Origin of the sequence: Halobacillus shinanisalinarum (assembly GCF_022919835.1) — a bacterium.
GTDB lineage: Bacteria > Bacillota > Bacilli > Bacillales > Halobacillaceae > Halobacillus_A > Halobacillus_A shinanisalinarum.
In genome coordinates this window covers 1,143,817-1,163,101 of record NZ_CP095074.1, presented here as the reverse complement: position 1 = coordinate 1,163,101, position 19,285 = coordinate 1,143,817, and the positions used below count along the sequence as shown (strand labels likewise).

General features: G+C 41.8%; 15 protein-coding genes and 1 pseudogene. 13 read left to right on the top strand and 3 right to left on the bottom strand.

The features are described from left to right. Positions 1 to 377 precede the first annotated feature (377 nt). The 5 genes from MUO14_RS06015 to melA all read left to right on the top strand — a co-directional run bounded on the left by MUO14_RS06015 (position 378) and on the right by melA (position 6,152). On the top strand, positions 378 to 1,445 hold the full coding sequence (locus MUO14_RS06015; RefSeq protein WP_244754249.1) for a LacI family DNA-binding transcriptional regulator: 1,068 nt from the start codon (positions 378 to 380) through the stop codon (positions 1,443 to 1,445). Between the two features lie 253 nt (positions 1,446 to 1,698). Then, entirely contained in the window at positions 1,699 to 2,952 is a 1,254-nt protein-coding gene (locus tag MUO14_RS06010; RefSeq protein WP_244754247.1) for an ABC transporter substrate-binding protein, read from the top strand. A gap of 87 nt (positions 2,953 to 3,039) precedes the next feature. Further along, a complete protein-coding gene (locus MUO14_RS06005) occupies positions 3,040 to 3,972 on the top strand; it encodes a carbohydrate ABC transporter permease (RefSeq protein ID WP_244754240.1) in 933 nt (310 codons plus the stop codon). Next, the gene (locus MUO14_RS06000; protein WP_244754238.1) at positions 3,972 to 4,802 is read left to right on the top strand and encodes a carbohydrate ABC transporter permease; all 831 of its coding nucleotides are present in this window, start codon (positions 3,972 to 3,974) and stop codon (positions 4,800 to 4,802) included. The genes MUO14_RS06005 and MUO14_RS06000 overlap by 1 nt, the downstream gene beginning before the upstream one ends. Positions 4,803 to 4,832: 30 nt before the next feature. Next, on the top strand, positions 4,833 to 6,152 hold the full coding sequence (gene melA, locus MUO14_RS05995) for an alpha-glucosidase/alpha-galactosidase (protein ID WP_244754236.1): 1,320 nt from the start codon (positions 4,833 to 4,835) through the stop codon (positions 6,150 to 6,152). A 74-nt stretch (positions 6,153 to 6,226) separates the two neighbouring features. Here the strand turns inward: melA and MUO14_RS05990 are convergent. Further along, positions 6,227 to 7,548, bottom strand: a pseudogene (locus MUO14_RS05990) (short-chain fatty acid transporter). Positions 7,549 to 7,918: 370 nt separating this feature from the next. Further along, positions 7,919 to 9,055, bottom strand: a complete 1,137-nt coding sequence (locus MUO14_RS05985; protein WP_244754234.1) for an IscS subfamily cysteine desulfurase — start codon at positions 9,053 to 9,055, stop codon at positions 7,919 to 7,921. 98 nt (positions 9,056 to 9,153) lie between these two features. On the opposite strand from MUO14_RS05985, the gene nadB reads away from it, so the two are divergent. The 4 genes from nadB (at position 9,154) to MUO14_RS05965 (ending at position 13,833) form a co-directional block, all read left to right on the top strand. Further along, positions 9,154 to 10,713, top strand: coding sequence for an L-aspartate oxidase (gene nadB, locus MUO14_RS05980; protein WP_244754226.1), 1,560 nt, complete (start codon positions 9,154 to 9,156; stop codon positions 10,711 to 10,713). Then, a complete protein-coding gene (gene nadC, locus MUO14_RS05975) occupies positions 10,694 to 11,548 on the top strand; it encodes a carboxylating nicotinate-nucleotide diphosphorylase (protein WP_244754224.1) in 855 nt (284 codons plus the stop codon). Before nadB ends, nadC begins: the two co-directional genes overlap by 20 nt. After that, positions 11,545 to 12,651 carry a quinolinate synthase NadA gene (gene nadA / locus MUO14_RS05970; RefSeq protein ID WP_244754222.1) on the top strand — a complete coding sequence of 369 codons (1,107 nt, stop codon included), beginning with the start codon at positions 11,545 to 11,547 and terminating at the stop codon, positions 12,649 to 12,651. The genes nadC and nadA overlap by 4 nt, the downstream gene beginning before the upstream one ends. A gap of 171 nt (positions 12,652 to 12,822) precedes the next feature. Continuing rightward, entirely contained in the window at positions 12,823 to 13,833 is a 1,011-nt protein-coding gene (locus MUO14_RS05965; RefSeq protein WP_396265809.1) for a class I adenylate-forming enzyme family protein, read from the top strand. A gap of 81 nt (positions 13,834 to 13,914) precedes the next feature. Here the strand turns inward: MUO14_RS05965 and MUO14_RS05960 are convergent, their stop codons facing one another. Then, positions 13,915 to 15,009, bottom strand: a complete 1,095-nt coding sequence (locus MUO14_RS05960) for a PRK06851 family protein (protein WP_244754219.1) — start codon at positions 15,007 to 15,009, stop codon at positions 13,915 to 13,917. A 213-nt stretch (positions 15,010 to 15,222) separates the two neighbouring features. Between MUO14_RS05960 and MUO14_RS05955 the strand changes: the two genes are divergently transcribed. The 4 genes from MUO14_RS05955 (at position 15,223) to hutH (ending at position 19,260) form a co-directional block, all read left to right on the top strand. Then, positions 15,223 to 15,504 (top strand): YhdT family protein, encoded by a 282-nt coding sequence (locus MUO14_RS05955; RefSeq protein ID WP_244754217.1) that lies wholly within the window; start codon positions 15,223 to 15,225, stop codon positions 15,502 to 15,504. Beyond that, positions 15,501 to 16,970, top strand: coding sequence for a sodium/pantothenate symporter (gene panF / locus MUO14_RS05950; protein WP_244754215.1), 1,470 nt, complete (start codon positions 15,501 to 15,503; stop codon positions 16,968 to 16,970). The genes MUO14_RS05955 and panF overlap by 4 nt, the downstream gene beginning before the upstream one ends. 238 nt (positions 16,971 to 17,208) lie before the next feature. Further along, positions 17,209 to 17,649, top strand: coding sequence for a histidine utilization transcription antiterminator HutP (hutP, locus tag MUO14_RS05945; protein WP_244754213.1), 441 nt, complete (start codon positions 17,209 to 17,211; stop codon positions 17,647 to 17,649). A gap of 93 nt (positions 17,650 to 17,742) precedes the next feature. Then, positions 17,743 to 19,260, top strand: a complete 1,518-nt coding sequence (hutH, locus tag MUO14_RS05940; RefSeq protein WP_244754204.1) for a histidine ammonia-lyase — start codon at positions 17,743 to 17,745, stop codon at positions 19,258 to 19,260. Positions 19,261 to 19,285: the final 25 nt, after the last annotated feature.

The window sequence follows — 19,285 nt, the reverse complement described above, 5'->3', positions numbered from 1 at the left end:
AAAATTTATTCCTTTCAATCGTTTAAGAGGATGTTCAAAAAGTCACCACATGATAAACAGCGAATTTTCTTTGCTGCTCGGTTTTTCCGGTCCTCACGTAGGAAAGGCACATTTCCATTCGGCAACTTTTTGAAGACACACTTTAAGTGATTTTTACTAAAAAATAGTAAAAAGTTTTTGTGTTATATACTAAAACATCTTTGCGCGAACTGAATATTTTAAATAAATAACCTTAGGATCATAGGTTTTAAAAATAATGTAGTTTTCTAAAAATTTAGTATTTTATATTGAAAGCGTTTAATATATCTGGTAACATTCATATGAAGATAGTGAAGTTTACTAAAATTATTAGTTTAATAATGAAGAAGGGGATCCTTATGACAACAATAAAAGAGATAGCAGAACGGGCTAATTTTTCAAACACGACAGTCTCTAGAGTTCTCAACAATGATAAAACTTTCTCAGTGGGGACAGAGACTCGTCAAAAAATATTAGATGTAGCCAAAGAAATGGGGTATAAAACGTTACAGGAACGCAGGAAAGAGAGGCAAGCCCCTGAAGATGTTTCTGCATCCAAAATTGGAATTCTACTCTGCCATTCCGTGGAAGAAGAATTAAATGATGCTTATTTCTTATCAATAAGACAAGGGGTCGAGCATGAATGTCTGGAGAGAGGTCTTACTACAACAGAGTTATTTCGACTTACCAATTTGAATTCTGGTGGGATTAGCAGTGATATTAATAGCTTGATTGTAGTAGGGAGAATCAATTCGGATATTCTTGATCAAATCAGTAACCAATTAAAAAACATCGTCTACATCAACCATACAGTGGACGAGGACAAGTATGATTCTGTCGTTATTGATTTTGAAAAGGCAACGAATCGTGCAATAGATCATTTGCTCGATCTTGGTTATAAAAAGGTGGGGTTTATTGGAGGGAAGGAAAGAGAGCATTTAAATGATAGCAAAGTAGATTATGAAGATGAAAGAAAGTCTACCTTTCAAAAAACCATGATGGAGAAGGGATTATTCAACCCTGAATCATTTTATATTGGGGAGTTTACCATGGCTGACGGCTATGAACTGATGAAGTCGGCCATTCACCAAGGCGATTTACCAGAGGCGCTATTTATAGCTAGTGACGCAATGGCAATCGGAGCAATGCGGGCTTTACAAGAAAATCAATATAAAGTTCCAGAAGATATAGCCATTGTAAGTTTCAATGATATTGAATTAGCTCAATTTGCCAGTACCCCCTTAACGACAGTAAAAGTACAAACAGAAGAAATGGGAAGATTAGGTGTTAAATTGATGGTTGATCGGCTTAATGGCAGGGAGATTCCATTAAAAGTTACTGTTCCGACAAAATTAGTTGTAAGGGATAGTTGCGGCGCCCGTCATATACCGAATGCCGTCGAACAAAAGAAAGGGGTGATATCTTAATTGAAATTTCCCGGGAAATAGAGGAGGTGATGTCGAATAGAAAAGGACGAAGATGAAGTGTATAAGGGTAGTTTTTGTAAAAAGGATAAGGATGTACACCTGCATCATAGTTTGAGAGAAAGCAGGTGCACATGGAAGTAGATGAAGGTTTATTCTGCGAAAATAAACTCTTTCAACAGTCAAATTATAACTGAATTGATTTACGACTACAATTACTTGAGATTATACATGAACAAGTTTAAGGAGGATTTTGATGAGGAGAAGATGGTTATTCCTATTACTTGTTATAGTTGTCTGTATGATTACGTCTGGATGTTCCAGTAGTAAGACTTCAGGTGATGGCGGTGGTACCACTTTGACATTTTATTCAACAGCTACTTCCGAAGAAGATAAAAAAGTGATGTCGGAAGCAGTTGCAGCTTTTGAAGAAAAGTATCCGGAAATTGATATAGAAGACAATTACCCAGGGGATGGGTATGAAGACATGTTGCGAGTAAAGATGGCAGCTAATGACTTACCGGATCTGTTTGATACCCATGGTTGGGCTAAACAGCGATATGGAGAATATGTTGCAGATTTGAGTGAGATGGATTGGGTGAAGAATCTGGATCCTGCTCTTGATACAATTTTAAAAGATGATGAAGGCAAAGTTTACGCTTATCCTCTAAACCAGGCGAAGGACGGAATCTCCTACAATGCCGGCTTGTTAGATGAGTATGGAATTGAACCTCCTACAACCTTCGAGGGCTTTATGAAAGCCTTGGAAAAAATCAAAGAAAAAAGTAATGGGGAAGTCACCCCGTTTTGGTTTAATGGTTCGGATAAATCAGCTTTTGGACAGTATTTCGATCAATTTGCGACACCCCTGTTAGTGACAGATAAAGAACATAAATATGAAGAAGAACTATTGAATGGAACATTTGATTGGTCTCACTATACATTCCTGCCTGAAAAGCTAAAGGAAATGCAGGAAAAAGGGCTGCTTAATAAAGATGCGTTAACGGCACAAATTCAGCAACAAACTCAATTGATGGCACAGGGGAAAATTGGATTTACTTTGGCGAGCGGCTCGCTTGGGCCATCAGTAGAAAAACTGAATCCTGAAGTGCAGGTCGGAGTGATTCCAATGCCAACTATTCACGAAGGAGACGAACCGAGCTGGATCGGTGGGGAACGACATACTGTAGCAATTTGGAAAGAGACGGAGCACATGGAAGAAGCGCAAAAGTTCATTGAGTTTCTAGCACAACCAGAAGTTGCAAAGAAAATTGCAGAAGGAACGTCTCTTCCGGCAGGCTTGAAGGATATTGATGCTGAAAACTATTATTCCGAATACTACAAGAAGTATGAAGGTGTGAAAGTTCAGCCCTATTTTGATCGGGTGTACTTACCAAGTGGAATGTGGAATGTTATGGGATCTACTGGACAACAATTACTTTCAGGTAAGATGACGCCAGCAGGAGTTTCTGAAAAAATGGCCGAGGAATATAAGAGGTTGAAAGAGTAATAATTGGATTAATGAGTGGGGTGGTAGTCTTGATTTACTGCCCTGACTATATTCTAACGGACCAAGCTTATAGGAGTTGTTGCTAATATGAGTGAATTGGTTAATAAATCACAGCGCGCCATTGCTCGTAAGGGAGTGGTTAAGTCTCGTAAGATGAAAAAACAAAAATCGTTATGGTGGATGTATCTTCCGGCACTAATCGTTGTCAGTGTTTTTATTATTTACCCTTTTTTAAGCGGAATTCGGGTTTCTTTTACTGATTGGAACGGATTTTCGCAAACGAAAAACTGGGTAGGTTTAGAGCAATATAAGCGGATGTTCCAGGATTCTGATACGTGGTTAGTTGTAAAAAATACGTTGCTTTATGGGATTGGCAGTACAATTTTTCAAAATGTTATCGGTTTACTTTATGCTCTACTGCTTAATAAGAGCATTCGATTAAAGTCGTTAACACGAACGATCATCTATCTTCCTGTGATCATCAGCCCGCTCGTCATGGGCTATATCTGGTATTTCTTTTTTGCCTATCAGGGAGGGGCATTAAATGATGTCTTGATGCTGTTAGGTCTAGATAAAATCAATGCTTTAGGCAATCCCGATGTGAACCCATGGATCATTGTTTTTGTTAATACTTATCAATTTGTAGGTATTGCCATGATTATTTATTTAGCCGGCTTACAGAGTATTTCAAAGGACTTTTACGAGGCGGCTGATATTGATGGGGCTTCAGTATTCCAGAAATTCAAAACTATTACTCTACCTTTATTAATGCCCGCTATTACAATTAACGTAGTGCTAAACATCATTGGAGGATTAAAACTGTTTGATGTCATTCTTGCACTTACTGGCGGGGGACCGGGAAATGCTTCCCAGTCGATGTCAACGTTTATGTATTCTCTTTATTTCAGCAGGCAGGATGCTGGTTATGCAGCTACACAAGGGGTGTTAATGGCGTTTATTGTTCTAACTTTCAGTCTGCTAGCACTCGTTTACTTTAAACGCAAGGAGGTCGATGCTTAATGAAGAACAGGGAGAGAAAATCGAGAAGATTCTTCACAATCGTAGCCATTGTCGTGACATTGTTTCATTTAATCCCTTTCTATATATTAATAACTACCTCACTAAAAGCAAGTAATGATTTTAGTTCTAAATGGTCCCTGCCAAGCTCAGTACATTTTGAAAATTTTTCTAAGGCTTGGGAACAAGCAAGCTTGGGGAATGCGTTCATCAACACAGCCATCATTACAGCTGGTGCAGCTTTGCTATTGATCGTGTTCGGATCACTTGCTGCCTACCCGTTAGCTAGAATGAATACAAAGCTGAACAAGTTCGTCTACTTTTTGTTTATTGCGATTATGATCGTTCCCCCGTTGACGGCTCTCGTCCCTTTGTACCAAATGGTCGTTGATATGGGAATGATGAATACACATGAGATTGCGATTCTAAACAATATGGCAGCATTCCTGCCTTTAACGATTTTCCTCTATGCTGGCTTTATTCGCTCAACTATCCCTAAAGAGCTTGAGGAGGCGGCAAAAATTGACGGAGCAAGTACGTTGAAGATTTTCTTCAAAATCGTGTTTCCGTTGCTGAAGCCGATTACCGCGACCGTGCTAATCATTTCCTGTGTATTTATCTGGAATGATTATCAATTTGCGATATTCTTCCTTCAGGATGAAAGTGTTCAAACATTAACGGTGGCATTGGCGGGCTTCTTCGGCCAGAATCAAAGCAACTTGAATTTAGTCGCATCGGCTGCCATTATGTCAATGCTGCCAATGACGATTCTGTTTCTCTTTTTACAAAAATACTTTGTGGCAGGTCTTTCTTCAGGATCTGTAAAAGGATAATAAACTTTAGGTAGTGTTAGGAGAATGTTTATGTCAAAAATCACATTTCTAGGTGCAGGCAGTACGATTTTCGCAAAAAACGTTTTAGGAGATTGCATGTTAACACCAAGTATTCAGGAGTTCGAATTTGCTCTCTATGATATTGATCATCAAAGGTTAAAGGATTCAGAAAATATGTTGAATAATCTGAAGAAAAGCCTTGGCAGTAACGTGACGGTTAAAGCTTATACGGATCGAAAAGAAGCGTTACGGGAGGCAAAATATGTTATTAATGCGATTCAGGTTGGCGGCTACAAACCGAGTACTGTAATCGACTTTGATATTCCGAAAAAATACGGCCTCCGTCAAACGATAGGGGATACGATTGGGGTTGGAGGGATCTTCAGGACGCTAAGAACCATTCCTGTCATGCTTGATTTTGCGAAAGATATGAAGGAGGTATGTCCGAACGCCTGGTTCTTGAATTATACAAATCCAATGGCTGCGCTAACAGGTGCAATGCTTCGTTATACAGGAATAAAAACGGTCGGATTGTGTCACAGTGTGCAAGGTGCTGTTCCAGATTTGTTCAAGTCCCTTGAAATGGATACGGAAGGTGTTCAATGGAAAATTGCCGGGATCAATCACCTGGCATGGCTTTTAGAAGTAACAAAAGACGGGAAAGACTTGTATCCTGAAATTAAGAAAAGAGCTAGAGTAAAGCAAAAGGAAAAACATGAAGACATGGTTCGCTTTGAATTGATGAACCGGTTTGGTTACTATGTGACAGAATCATCAGAGCACAATGCAGAATATCATCCTTATTTTATTAAGAGCAATTATCCTGAACTGGTTGAGAAGTTCAATATTCCGCTTGATGAATATCCGCGCCGTTGTGTAGAACAGATTGAGGATTGGGAGAAAATGCGTGAGGATGTAGTTAATAATCAAAATCTTACACATGAACGTACCCATGAATATGCTTCCTATATTATCGAGGCCATGGAGACGGATAAACCATTCAGAATTCATGGGAACGTCCTTAACACCGGTGGATTAATCAGTAACTTACCAACGAATGCCGTGGTTGAAGTTCCATGTCTTGTAGATCGAAATGGTGTAAATCCATGCTACGTCGGTGAACTTCCGGAACAATTGGCTGCCTTAAATCGCACCAATATTAATCCCCAGTTGTTAACGATTCAAGCTGCCATAACTGGGAAGAGAGAACATATCTACCATGCGGCGATGCTTGATCCCCATACCGCAGCAGAATTATCGATTGACGACATTGTATCTCTTTGTGATGACCTTATTGAAGCACATGGGGATATACTGCCGAAGTTTGATCGTGAAAAAGTGACGGTATAGAACATAGTGAACTGATCAGACTGAAAATAAGACAAAGAGGCCGTATCAATTTTGATGCGACCTCTTTGTCTATATTAGAAGAATAATAGACCGATAGAAATAGGTATGAAACTCCACAGTAGGATAACCACGCAAAAACCCATAATATCTTTTACTTTCAACCCGGCTATAGCAAGAAGCGGTAACGCCCAAAATGGCTGAATCATGTTCGTCCATGCATCTCCCCACGCTACGGCCATCCCTGTTTTTGCAGTATCCACTCCAAGATCAAGGGCTGCGGGGATCATGATGGGTGCTTGAACGGCCCATTGTCCACCCCCGGAAGGAACGAAGAAATTCACGATTCCGGCACTGATAAACGTGAATAATGGGAAGGTAAAGTCGTTTGAGACACTGACAAACCATAGGGACATTTGTTCAGATAATCCTGAAGCGACCATCATGCCCATGATCCCTGCGTAGAATGGAAACTGTATGATGATTCCTCCTGCATTTTTCACACCATCTGTTACACTATCCAGGAAACGCCTTGGGGTTTGATGAAAAATAATCCCGAGGAATAGGAAGATGAAGTTGACGATATTAATATTTAAGTCGAGACCATTTTTAGCAAAATGGTAGATAACAAAAGCCAGACCCAACAATCCAATAATAAGGGAAAGGAGTTTACTATTTTCAAGTCGTTCAGCAGGGGTCATGTTTTCCTGTACAGGTGTAGTCTTCGGTTCCTGTGTATAAGTCTCATTACTTAAGAAATCATGGTTATTTTTTTCTAAGTCTTCGGTAGAATTCATCAGTAGTCGGTTTAACAAGGGAAGAGTTACTAGCAGAGTACCTACGATAAATAGGTTCATCCCACTGAAAATCGTTTCTGTAATGGGGATAACCCCAATTGAATCTGCCATAAAATGACCATCTGTCGCAATAGTTAAAGGAATGGAACCAGATAGTCCCCCATGCCAAAGCAGAAATCCACTATAGGCACTAGCCATTAAAAGTCGGTAATCGACAGAATGCACACGCTTGGCTACATGAATGGCGAGTAATGCTCCGACAACTAAACCGAAACCGTAATTAATTAAACAAGCGACAGCCGCTGTAAACGTGACCAACAAAATGGCTTGACCGGGAGTGGTGGCTAACTTGCTGAGTCTCGTTAATAACGATTTTATGATCGGGCTGTTTGCTAAAATATACCCTGTAACTACAATTAAGGACATCTGCATGGCGAAGGCGAGGAGATTCCAGAACCCATCCCCCAATACTGGACCATTTCAGCTGGTGAACTACCAGTAAAGCCTATACCTAGACCTAAAACAATTAAAGTTAGAATAATAGCGAATAAGAAGGCATCTGGTAAGTAACGCTGAACTAAACGATTAAAGAACAAAGTCATCGATCGCAACACGGTAATTTAATCCCCCTTTATTATTTTGATAACGCCTACAAAAGAGAAGTTGTCCCCTACGAAATATGTATTATATCAAGACCGGGATTATACTCGTCATTGGTAAATCTCAATATTACTACTTTGCTAGAACAATCCTGAAGGTATAAACGGAGAAGATAAATTGTAGAAAAAGTGCTGCCTAATCCAACAGTAAGAAAAGGCAGTTTATAAATTAGGGGCCAATAATGAGAACGCCAACATTCCAAGATTTAAAATGCTATTATAGTTAAGCTAGAATGTTGCTGTTAAGGGGGGATATCATTGCGTTAGATCACTATCAACTCTCGTTAAGTCGCACTCTACAAAATCACATTTATTAAACAGTTCTTTCCCTCTCCCAAATCACTTCCTTAATACATGCTGCCAATCCCCGGACATCCTCCAAAGTTTGATCAAATCCAAATGAAATTCGGATGAATGTTTTCGCTTCTTCTTCTGAATACCCCATAGAAAGCAAGGTTTTCGGGGGCCCTCCACTTCCGACTTGACACGCACTTCCGATTGAAAAAAAGTAGCCTCTACGGTTTCCTTCAAGCATCATATGTTGACCGTCGATTTCGCTAATGCAGAGTCCAAGTATAGGAACAGGTGAGTCTGTATTCGGACCCATTACTCTGACAGAAGCGTTCACGTCCGCTAAAGCATTCAAGAATTCTCTCTTTAGGAAAATAATGTCCTGCTGGTAGGATTTGAGATTCGTCAGTTTCGTCTGAGCGGCTGTCGTAAAGGCAGCGATTCCTGGTGTATTCAAGGTACCCGGTCGGACTCCGCTTTCGTGGGAAACGTTTGGTAAAAAAGGAGTAAAGGAAATGGCGGGGCGGATGTACAACGCACCGACACCTTTTGGTCCGTATATTTTGTGGCTTGAAACTGAGAAGCTGTCTACTAAGGAAGTGACCCTAGATAGATCAATTTTTCCAAAAGATTGGACACAATCGCTGTGAAGCCAAGATCCGTTTGACCTGCATAACTTATGAATTTCTTCAATCGGCTGAATGGTGCCTATATCGGAATTTACATGCTGGATCGAGACGAGTACGGTATCCTCACGCATTAGAAGCTTTAATTCTTCTAAATTGATGATGCCTTCCTCATTCAACGACACTTTGCTAACCTCATAACCTTCTTCTTCAGCGAGCTTTGCCGTTATATTATGGATCGAGGAATGTTCACCGGCTGATATGACGATATGTTTGCCTCTACCAGAAGTAGCAAGGGCGTACAAAGCGAGCATATTGCTTTCCGATCCGCCGCTGGTAAAAGTAACCCCTTCTGCATCGACCTTCAATAGGCCTGCCAATGTCTGCCTGCAGTGCTCGGCCAATGAATCTGCCTTTGTGCCAATATCATGAACGCTGCGGGTATTCCCGAAGTACTCCTTGGATGCCTGTATATATGTTTGTAGAGCTTCCTCGCTAATCGGACAAGTCGCTGCGTAATCAAAATATCTCATAGGTGATCCTCCCCTTTTTAATAAAAAGACCTTGTATTCAATTAAAATATATGTAAATATAGGTGTCAATACATGTGTAAATATTAGAGGTGTTAATTTTGAGAAGAGCGGACGTAATAATTGTGGGAAGCGGGATCGCTGCATTACAGATTGCCGTTCATCTTCCTAGGCATTTGCATGTGATTGTTCTCACAAAGTCACAGACGAAAAAGAGTAATTCATCATTGGCTCAAGGGGGGATTGCTGCTGCAATTGGGGATTGGGATCAACCCTCTGTACATTATAAAGATACGATGGAAGCGGGTAGGAATGTGAATAATCAAATGGCCGTTCATCGATTAACGGAAGAGGGGCCAGCGATTATTCGCGAACTTGTCAATGTTCAATGTCAATTTGATCGAGACGAAAATGGCAATCTTCAGCTTGGAAAGGAAGGAGCACATAGTCACTCAAGAATCATACACGGCGGAGGCGATCAGACTGGCCGCAGGATCGTTGATTGTTTAGTAGGAAAATTGGGTCCAAACGTAGACATTTATGAGAATGAATGTGTGTACGAACTCCATATTGAGGATGATGGTCGCTGTTATGGGATCAAAAGTAAAACAAGCAATGGGGCATCACATAGCCTCCTTGCTCCTTACGTTATTTTGTCTACCGGCGGATGCGGACAGCTTTATTCATTCACATCAAATGCAGAGGAAGTAACCGGAGATGGGATTGCGCTTGCTTATTGGGCTGGGGCGAGAGTAAGAGATATGGAGTTCGTGCAATTTCATCCAACGCTGCTTTTTTGCAATGGAGAAGGGAAGGGGCTCGTATCAGAAGCTGTGCGCGGGGAAGGGGCACGGCTCGTGGATGATGCAGGAAACTACCTTATGGATGGCGTTCATCCAATGGGTGATTTAGCACCAAGGCATATTGTCGCGCAGGCCATTTTTAGCTCGATTCAAAATGGCCGCTCTGTTTACCTGGATATTGCATCGATTTCTGATTTTGAAAAAAGATTTCCCACAGCCGCCAAGTTATGTCAACGAAATGGAGTGAGTGGGAGCATTCCTGTTGCTCCCGGTTGCCATTTTCTTATGGGAGGAATTGAAGTCGATGATAGGGGGAGGACGAATGTTCCTGGTCTTTACGCAGTTGGGGAGGCTGCCTGTACAGGGGTTCACGGAGCAAATCGACTCGCAAGCAACTCTTTGCTTGAAGGATTGGTCTACGGGAAAAGACTTGCTAAGCATATTACAGAACAGGCTCCAGCCCCCTTTATCGATGAGCCGCCAAACTGTCATTATTATGAGGATTTATCTGGCTTAAACCTGCCGACAATAGAAGAAATTCAATGTAATATGATGGATCGGGCAGGGATTGTTCGTGAAGAAAAATCCCTGCTTGCACAACTCAAATGGATTGAATCGTTTGAGCTTGAAAAATGGGTGAGAACGGACTTTAGTCAGCTTACTAAACAGCAATGGTCTATTCTGGCCATGCTGCAAACATCCTGGCTGATCATAAACGCCGCTCTCAAGCGGACAGAAAGCCGCGGGGGTCATTTCCGCAGCGATTTCCCATATGAAAGCGATGAGTGGCAAAGGAAACATACAACAGAGATTAGGTATTCAGAAAAGAGGAGATCTTATGAATCAGTTCAAGCTTAAACAAGCGTTGGAGCATTTTTTCATAGAGGACATTGGTGATATCGATGTAACAAGTGATTATTTATTTGAAGACCGTCATAAAGGGGAAGTCGTTTTTGAAGCGAAGCAATCGGGAGTTTTATGTGGAACAGCCGTGATCCTTACAGGCTTTCAAATGCTGGATCCGTCGATTAACGTTCAATTATTGAAAAAGGATGGGGACGCCATTTCTCAAGGAGAGACAATCGCTATCGCTAATGGGGAATGGGCGAGTTTGTTGAAAGGAGAGCGGGTAATCTTAAATCTTGTACAGCGAATGAGTGGGATTGCGACATTGTCGCGTAGAGCTGTTGCAAACCTAAATAGCGGCCACACGAGGATTTGTGATACCAGAAAGACGACCCCAGGCCTTCGGATGTTTGAGAAATGTGCGGTTCGAGCTGGAGGCGGTTTTAATCATCGTAATGGGCTTTATGATGCTGTCATGATTAAAGATAACCATATTACTTTTGCAGGATCTATTAAGCAAGCAGTGGGGCGAGTGCGCAAGAGAATCGGTCATATGGTGAACGTGGAAGTTGAGACAGAAACCGAAGAGCAAGTGCTTGAAGCAGTCGAAGCGGGCGCAGATTGTATTATGTTCGACAATCGCAGTGTTGAGGAGATTCAGAGATTTGTACAACTCGTACCACCGCACATCACGACCGAAGCATCTGGAGGGATTGCAATAAAAGACCTTTTAAATTACAGCGACTGCGGTGTTGATTATATTTCCTTAGGCTGTTTAACACACTCTGCACCCTCACTAGATATCAGTGTCAACGTAGATATGAAAGAGAGGAGGAGTCAGGGATGAATATTTTTGAAACAATGAAAAGCTCTACACCGACAATTCCGGACAAATATATGCAAATGGATAACAGCGAGCTAGCTGAACGTGTTCGCCAGGTAAAGAAACAAATGGGGACGCGTCTGTTCTTACCTGGCCATCACTATCAAAAAGATGAAGTCATTGAATATGCCGATTCACGAGGAGATTCATTGCAGCTGGCTCAAATTTCTGCTTCCCAGCATGAAGCGGAGGCCATTGTCTTTTGTGGTGTCCATTTTATGGCCGAAACAGCGGATATTCTAACAAGAGATGATCAAAAAGTGTATCTGCCAGATATGCGGGCAGGCTGTACGATGGCCGATATGGCAAATTTCACCCAGACGGAAAAAGCATGGGAGCAGTTGATGGCAGATTTCGGTGACACCATTCTCCCGTTGACCTATGTCAACTCAACAGCTGCCATTAAAGCATTTGTCGGAAAGCATGGGGGGGCAACCGTCACTTCGTCGAATGCCGAGAAAATGATTCAATGGGCTTTCACTCAAAAGGAGCGGATCCTCTTCTTACCTGATCAACATCTAGGTCGAAATACTGCTTACGATCTCGGCATCTCTCTTAATGACATGGCCGTCTGGGATCCGATTAACGAGGAGCTTGTCTATGAAGGGCATCTTGATGATATCAAAGTGATTTTGTGGAAAGGCCATTGTTCTGTCCACGAGAACTTTACTGTAGCCAACGTACACCAAGTCCGGGAGCAGTATTCTGAGATGAGAATCATCGTTCATCCGGAATGCCGCAGGGAAGTGGTCGCCTTATCTGATGACGCCGGTTCTACGAATCATATTATTAAAACAATTGAGCAAGCTCCACCTGGCAGCTCGTGGGCAGTCGGTACAGAGATGAATCTCGTTAATCGAATCATCCAAGAACATCCGGATCAGCATATTATTTCCCTGAACCCAAACATGTGTCCTTGTTTGACGATGAACCGAATCGACTTGCCTCATCTAGCATGGTCGCTAGAGTCAATCGCGCAGGGGGATCCTACTAATTTAATCGAAGTAGATAAAGAGATTGCAATCGATGCAAAGAAGGCTCTCGACCGCATGCTTGCGAGAGCATAAAATTGGTTGAATTGCACTTTAGGCCGAGTGTACCCACACTCGGCCATTTTATTTTTAAAAGAGGAGTAGATCGCGAGTGCCTAAACATTTTGAGATAAGATCTATCCTCTATCCTCCCTCGTTATAATCCTACTACTAACCACTTAAAGAGGTTGTTCAAAAAGTCACCAAATGATTAACGGCGAATGTCTTCGTTGCTCGGTTTTTCCGGTCCTATGGAATGCGATTAATACTATTATTAGCTGGAACATAGTGAAGGAAGATCGAACGCTGACTTGTCTCCCGATGTTCCATACTGGGGGACTGAATGCCCTATCCCTTCCTATTTTATTAATGGGCGGCACTGTTATTATTTCGGAAAAGTTTGATCCGGAACAGGCTGCTCGTGACTTACAAAGCTACCAATGTACCATCGTCCTACTCGTGTCAACGATGCACCACATGTTAGTGCAAACTCCATACTTTCAGCAAGCCAGGTATCCGAATATGAAAGTGTTTTTATCAGGAGGAGCACCGTGCCCGTTGACGATTTATAAGCACTACCATCACAAAGGCCTGAAGTTTAAGGAAGGCTATGGACTGACGGAAGCTGGACCGAACAATTTCTATATCTCACCTGAGGATGCCCAAAAACATGTTGGCTCCGTAGGAAAACCAATGATGTTTAATCAAATTCGCATCGTTGACAAGGATTGTAATGATCAGTGCCCAGGAGAAGTAGGAGAACTTCTTCTTTGGGGTGACCATACCTTCGAATATTATTGGAATAATCCTGAAGAAACTGACGCAGTTTTTCGAGATGAGTGGCTGCACACAGGGGACTTAGCCAAACAGGATGATGAAGGTTTTATTTACATCGTTGGTCGGAAAAAGGAAATGATTATTAGCGGTGGTGAGAATATTTTTCCTCTGGAGATTGAACAGTGGCTGTTATCAAATCCTGAGGTAAATGAAGCTGCTGTGATTGGAATCCCTGATGAGAAATGGGGAGAGCGTGCCGTTGCCTATATCTCCCTTAAAAGTGATGGTATTTCTATCGAAAAGTTGCAAAGTCACTGCCGTGAAAAGTTTGCAGGATACAAGGTTCCTAAACAATTTTATGTGCTAGAAGAATTGCCGAAAACGGACGTTGGTAAGATAGATAAACAATCTCTAATTGAGCAGTCCTACGTCCCTGAATAAGCAAGGACGCTTAAAACTAAAAAACCTGTGAGTTGGTCATATTGAGATCAACTCACAGGTTCTTTCATGATAAAATTTTACTTACTCTAAAATGCTCGCTTTTTTTCCGAACTCTAAGTGGATTGACTCAAAAATACGATCTGTGACAGAAGTATTAACTGCATCCCTATAAATAAATGCAAGCTCATCGTCGTGTTGTTTAGCCTCTTTTAAATAAGCGACCCCTTCTTTCATATAAGATTTATAACCACGGGTGAGATTATCAATTTCGTCAGCATACTTTTCATCTGTACCAGGAGTGACCGCTTCTGCATACACATCGACGATTTCATCCCCTTCTCGATCTGGAAAATACTCATGGGGATCGGTGCTGTCAAAAACGCAAAATCCTAGTTCACGTATGATTACCATGTCAAGGCTCAAGGGGTCAAACCCACAATGGTAAATTTCTACATTAAATCCAAGGTTTTCGCCAGCTGCAGCTATTTTCTTGAGGATAGTGGATTTCCCTGTTCCTGCGCGTCCTTTGATGAAATAGCGCTTATCTAAGTCTTCGGTTAAATTCGGAATATAATCAACCACTCCCTGGGGTGTAGAAGCACCGAAGAAGCGTCGCTTGACTACAGAATCATTATTGGCTGCCTTTTGATTGTTAAATAACTGATGTATCAATTGATTGGTTAACTGATTTGCTTTGGTAAAATTCATCTGATTAATATAAACATCCTCAAGGTCATCATGGATGTCAAGACCAGCTTTAAATGAGTTCTGTGCTTCCTGGTATGCATTTTTCATTTTTTCTTTTAGTTGAGTAATTGTATCTTTTTTATCGTTTAAACTGTCAAAATTTACGGCAGTATCCATATTGATGTATTCCAGGTTTTCATCGTTAAAAACAAATAATGGAGTTTCCCCGCCATAAATGCCCATTTTCAATTGTGGAATGATTACTCCGTCTACTGCTTGATTATCGGAAGAAGAATGAATCATTTCTATATCGAAGCCCTCATCTTTCCATTCATCTGCCAACTTTTCCATAAGGCTTGATTTCCCTGTGTAAGGTAAACCTTGCAGTATAAATACACGTTCAAGTCCCTGATAATTGAAAGCATACAAAGGATAAAATCCTTTTGCCGTATGATCTCCCGCAAAAAAATGATGCACTTTACCTGCCATTTTATCACTCTCCCTCAAGCAAATGATCGTTCCTGTTACTTCAAGGTATGCAGAAATCATGTGTGGGTGATTGACTAGGTTCTTTTAAAGATAGGGGGCCGTCAAAATGATAAAAATAGATTCTTTCTTTGGTAGCTTCAATCTTAAATTTGGTACACTAAGGAAAACATCAGGTGTAAGGCTTAATTTCTTAAATAATGGGGGAATGAAAAGATGGCTGGAAAGAAACATGACCATCGCTTTATGATTGCAAACCGTGAAGCTATAATTGGCGTTGCTTTAGCCGTGATCAACTTTGTTTGGTGGTTCGCCTTTGCTTATGGGTTAGGTAGTAAACCACCAGAGGAATATAGTTACGTCTTCGGGCTGCCAGCGTGGTTTTTTTATAGTTGTGTAGTCGGGTTTATCTTAATAGCTGCTTTGGTTATTTTTGTTGTAAAGTTTTTATTCGTGGAAGTATCGTTCGAAGATGAACGGAGCGGTAATCAATCATGAATTTCGCTGTCATTGTACCATTGTTGATTTTTCTCGTTATTATTTTCATGGTGGGGTTTGTAGCTAGTGGCTCATTGAAAAAGGCCAATTATAATTTTTTAGAGGAATATTTTCTGGGCGGGCGTCAGTTAGGTGGCTTTATTTTAGCTATGACAATGATTGCTACATATGGAAGTGCGAGCAGTTTTATAGGCGGTCCCGGGGTAGCTTATACAGAGGGCTTAGGCTGGGTTTTGCTATCCATGTCTCAAGTGGTTACTGGTTATTTTGTTCTCATGATCTTAGGTAAAAAGTTTGCCATTATGTCAAGAAAGTATAGAGCCGTTACGTTAACCGACTTTTTAAGGGGGCGTTATCAAAGTAAATGGGTTGTGTTGGTGGCTGCCTTTAGTATCATTATCTTTCTATTTTCAGCGATGGCAGCCCAGTGGGTTGGTGGAGCTAGATTAATAGAGTCATTAACTGGATTATCTTATCATACAGCTTTAGTTATTTTTGCAATATCAGTCCTTATCTATGTGATTATTGGGGGATTTAAGGCAGTCGCGTTAACAGATGCTGTCCAGGGGGTAGTTATGTTTGGTGGTACACTCATCCTTCTCATAGCAACAATTATTGCCGGTGGGGGCATTTCTAACATTATGGATGGATTGGCAGCTGAAAATCCCAATTTAATAACGCCGTTTGGTGCAGATGGCAGTCTTACCCCTGCCTATGTCTCCTCCTTTTGGATTCTCGTTGGCGTAGCTGTTGTCGGGCTTCCCCAAATAACAGTGCGGGCGATGTCTTATAAAAGTTCGAAGGCGATGCATCGAGCTTTGATTATCGGAACAATTGTTGTCGGATTTATCATGTTGAATATGCATTTGATAGGAGTGTTTGCGCGGCCGATCTTACCCGGGATTGCAGTAGGGGATAAGGTGATGCCGCTTATAGCCTTGGAAGTGTTGCCTGCATGGCTCGCTGGTGTCGTATTAGCTGCGCCCATGGCTGCGATCATGTCAACAGTAGACTCGTTATTGCTTTTAGTCAGCTCATCTGTTGTGAAGGATATTTACGTGAACTATGTTAAACCAGACGCTTCGTACCAAAGGATAAAAACGTTAAGCTTTGGAGTGACAGCTGTCCTTGGAATACTAGTATTTTTAATGGCCATCAATCCACCAGATCTACTAATCTGGCTCAACCTATTTGCATTTGGCGGCTTGGAAGCAACGTTTATTTGGCCTGTTGTGATGGGGCTTTATTGGAAAAGAGGAAACAAATATGGAGCACTTTCCTCGATGCTTGTTGGTGTCGGCTCCTATATTATGATCGAACAGTTCTTTTCCTCACCTTTTGGTATGCATAGTGTCGTCTTACCGATTATCCTGTCGTTTATTGCCTATGTTGTTGTTAGTTTAGCCACAAAACAGGCTACACTGGACGACTATATGGCTCAACAGCAAATCGAAGAAAGCACGTGAAAGTAAGATAATTATGAATAAAGGTCGTCTCCTGTACTTATGAGGGACGACCTTTATTTGACCATATATTACCACCTCAGGTCATCCATAAAATGGTTATTGCTTTAGTGTGCTACTTAATCACTACAATAGAACACTAAAATTTTCCATATAACCATTGACAGACAATTGAGAAAACGTTTACAATTTACATAGTCAGTAGTAAATAGTTGATTATAAGTTGAATTAGGTGAAGTAAATGACGCAGAAGATTCCAATCGGGAAGTTAGCTATGCTGGTGGTCTCATTAACACCAGAAGAGTTGGAGCCATTTTCTACACGTTTGAAAGATGTGGAGTATTGCCAGGGGAAAGCAGGCTCCATGAATATGCAGAAAGTTATTTCAGCGGTGGAAACTGCCGCGAAAAGAAACCATATTATCTCTGATGAGCTGTATCGTGAAACGCATGCTTTGTATCATGCTATCTTAGAAGCGTTAGAAGGTGTGATGCGCGGTCAAATTGGTGCGGGAGACATGATGCGGACGGTAGGCTTGCGTTTTGCTATTGTCCGTGGATCCCCTTATGAACAGTTTGATGAGGGTGAATGGCTGGCGGTCGCTTTTTATGGAACGATTGGCGCGCCAGTGAAAGGGCTCGAACATGAAACGTTCGGGCTTGGAATCAATCATATAGGGTAACAGCTGCCTATAGTCAAAAGTTTTGAGGAGGCGGCAATGGTGTTTCGTATGCCATTGTCGTCTCTTTTTTTATTATGGAAAGGAGAAATTTTTATGATTCAGTTAAATGGTTCGGACTTAACATTGAAGCAGATGAAAAGTATTATTTATGGGAAGGAATTCGTTGCGATTAATCCAGAGAGTATGAAAAAAGTGAGGAAGAGCAGGAATGCCGTAGAAAGGATTGTTTCAAATGGGGAAACGGTTTATGGCATTAATACGGGGTTTGGAAAGTTTAGTGATGTTCGGATCCAGGATGAGGACGTTGATGACTTGCAACTGCATTTGATTCGTTCGCATGCTTGCGGTGTGGGGGAGAATTTTCCGGAAGTTGTCAGCAAGGCAATGGTGGTACTACGACTCAATGCATTACTTAAAGGATTCTCTGGCGTACGTCCATGTGTGGTGGAACGTTTGCGTGACATGGTTAATGAGGATATTTTGCCAGTCATTCCTAGTCAAGGCTCGCTTGGTGCTTCGGGAGATCTTGCACCGCTTTCACACCTTGCATTAGTACTAGTAGGGGAAGGAGAGGTTCATAACCATGGTAAAATTAAGCCGACACAAGAAGCTTATCAAGAGTTTGGCTATGAATCTCTTACACTGAAAGCAAAAGAAGGCCTTGCTCTTATTAACGGGACGCAAGCGATGACAGCGATGGGTGTGATCAATTATATTGAAGCAGAACGTCTAATTGACCAAAGTGACTGGGTTGCATCGATGACGTTAGAATCGCTTGAAGGAATTATTGATGCCTTTCATCCAGCTATCCATGAAGCAAGAGGCTATCCTGAACAAGTGGAAGTGGCAGAAAGAATTCGTGCGATTACGAGTGACAGTAAACTTGTTACACATCAAGGGGAAAAAAGGGTGCAAGATGCCTATTCACTCCGCTGTATCCCACAGGTCCACGGGGCGTCGAGGCAGAGCCTAGCTTATGTAAAAGAAAAGCTTGAGATTGAGATGAACGCTGCAACAGATAACCCACTGATTTTTGACGATGGGGAGACGGTGGTATCTGGGGGGAACTTCCATGGTCAGCCGATTGCACTTGCCATGGACTTCTTGAAAATCGCAGTAGCGGAAATGGCTAACATCTCAGAGAGACGGGTGGAGCGGCTCGTAAACCCGCAGTTAAATGACCTGCCAGGCTTCTTAAGTCCAGATCCTGGTCTGCAATCAGGGGCGATGATCATGCAATATGCTGCGGCCTCCCTCGTTTCCGAAAATAAAACCTTGGCTCACCCCGCCAGTGTGGACTCGATCCCATCCTCTGCGAACCAGGAGGACCATGTCAGTATGGGAACCATCGGGGCTCGCCATGCGTACCAAATCATTGTGAATGCACAAAAGGTAGTGTCTATTGAGTTGATTTGTGCGATGCAGGCTCTCGAATACCGCGATACCTCGTTAGCCTCATCTTCCGTTCAAAAACTTTTTACAAAAGGGAGAGAAGTAGTGCCATCGATAACGGAGGATCGTGTTTTTTCAAAAGATATAGAAACCCTTTCAACATGGTTAAGCGATGATCAATTTGATTGGACGATACAACGTAAAACCATATCTAGTTGAGATGAAATTGAATAGTAGAGGGGGA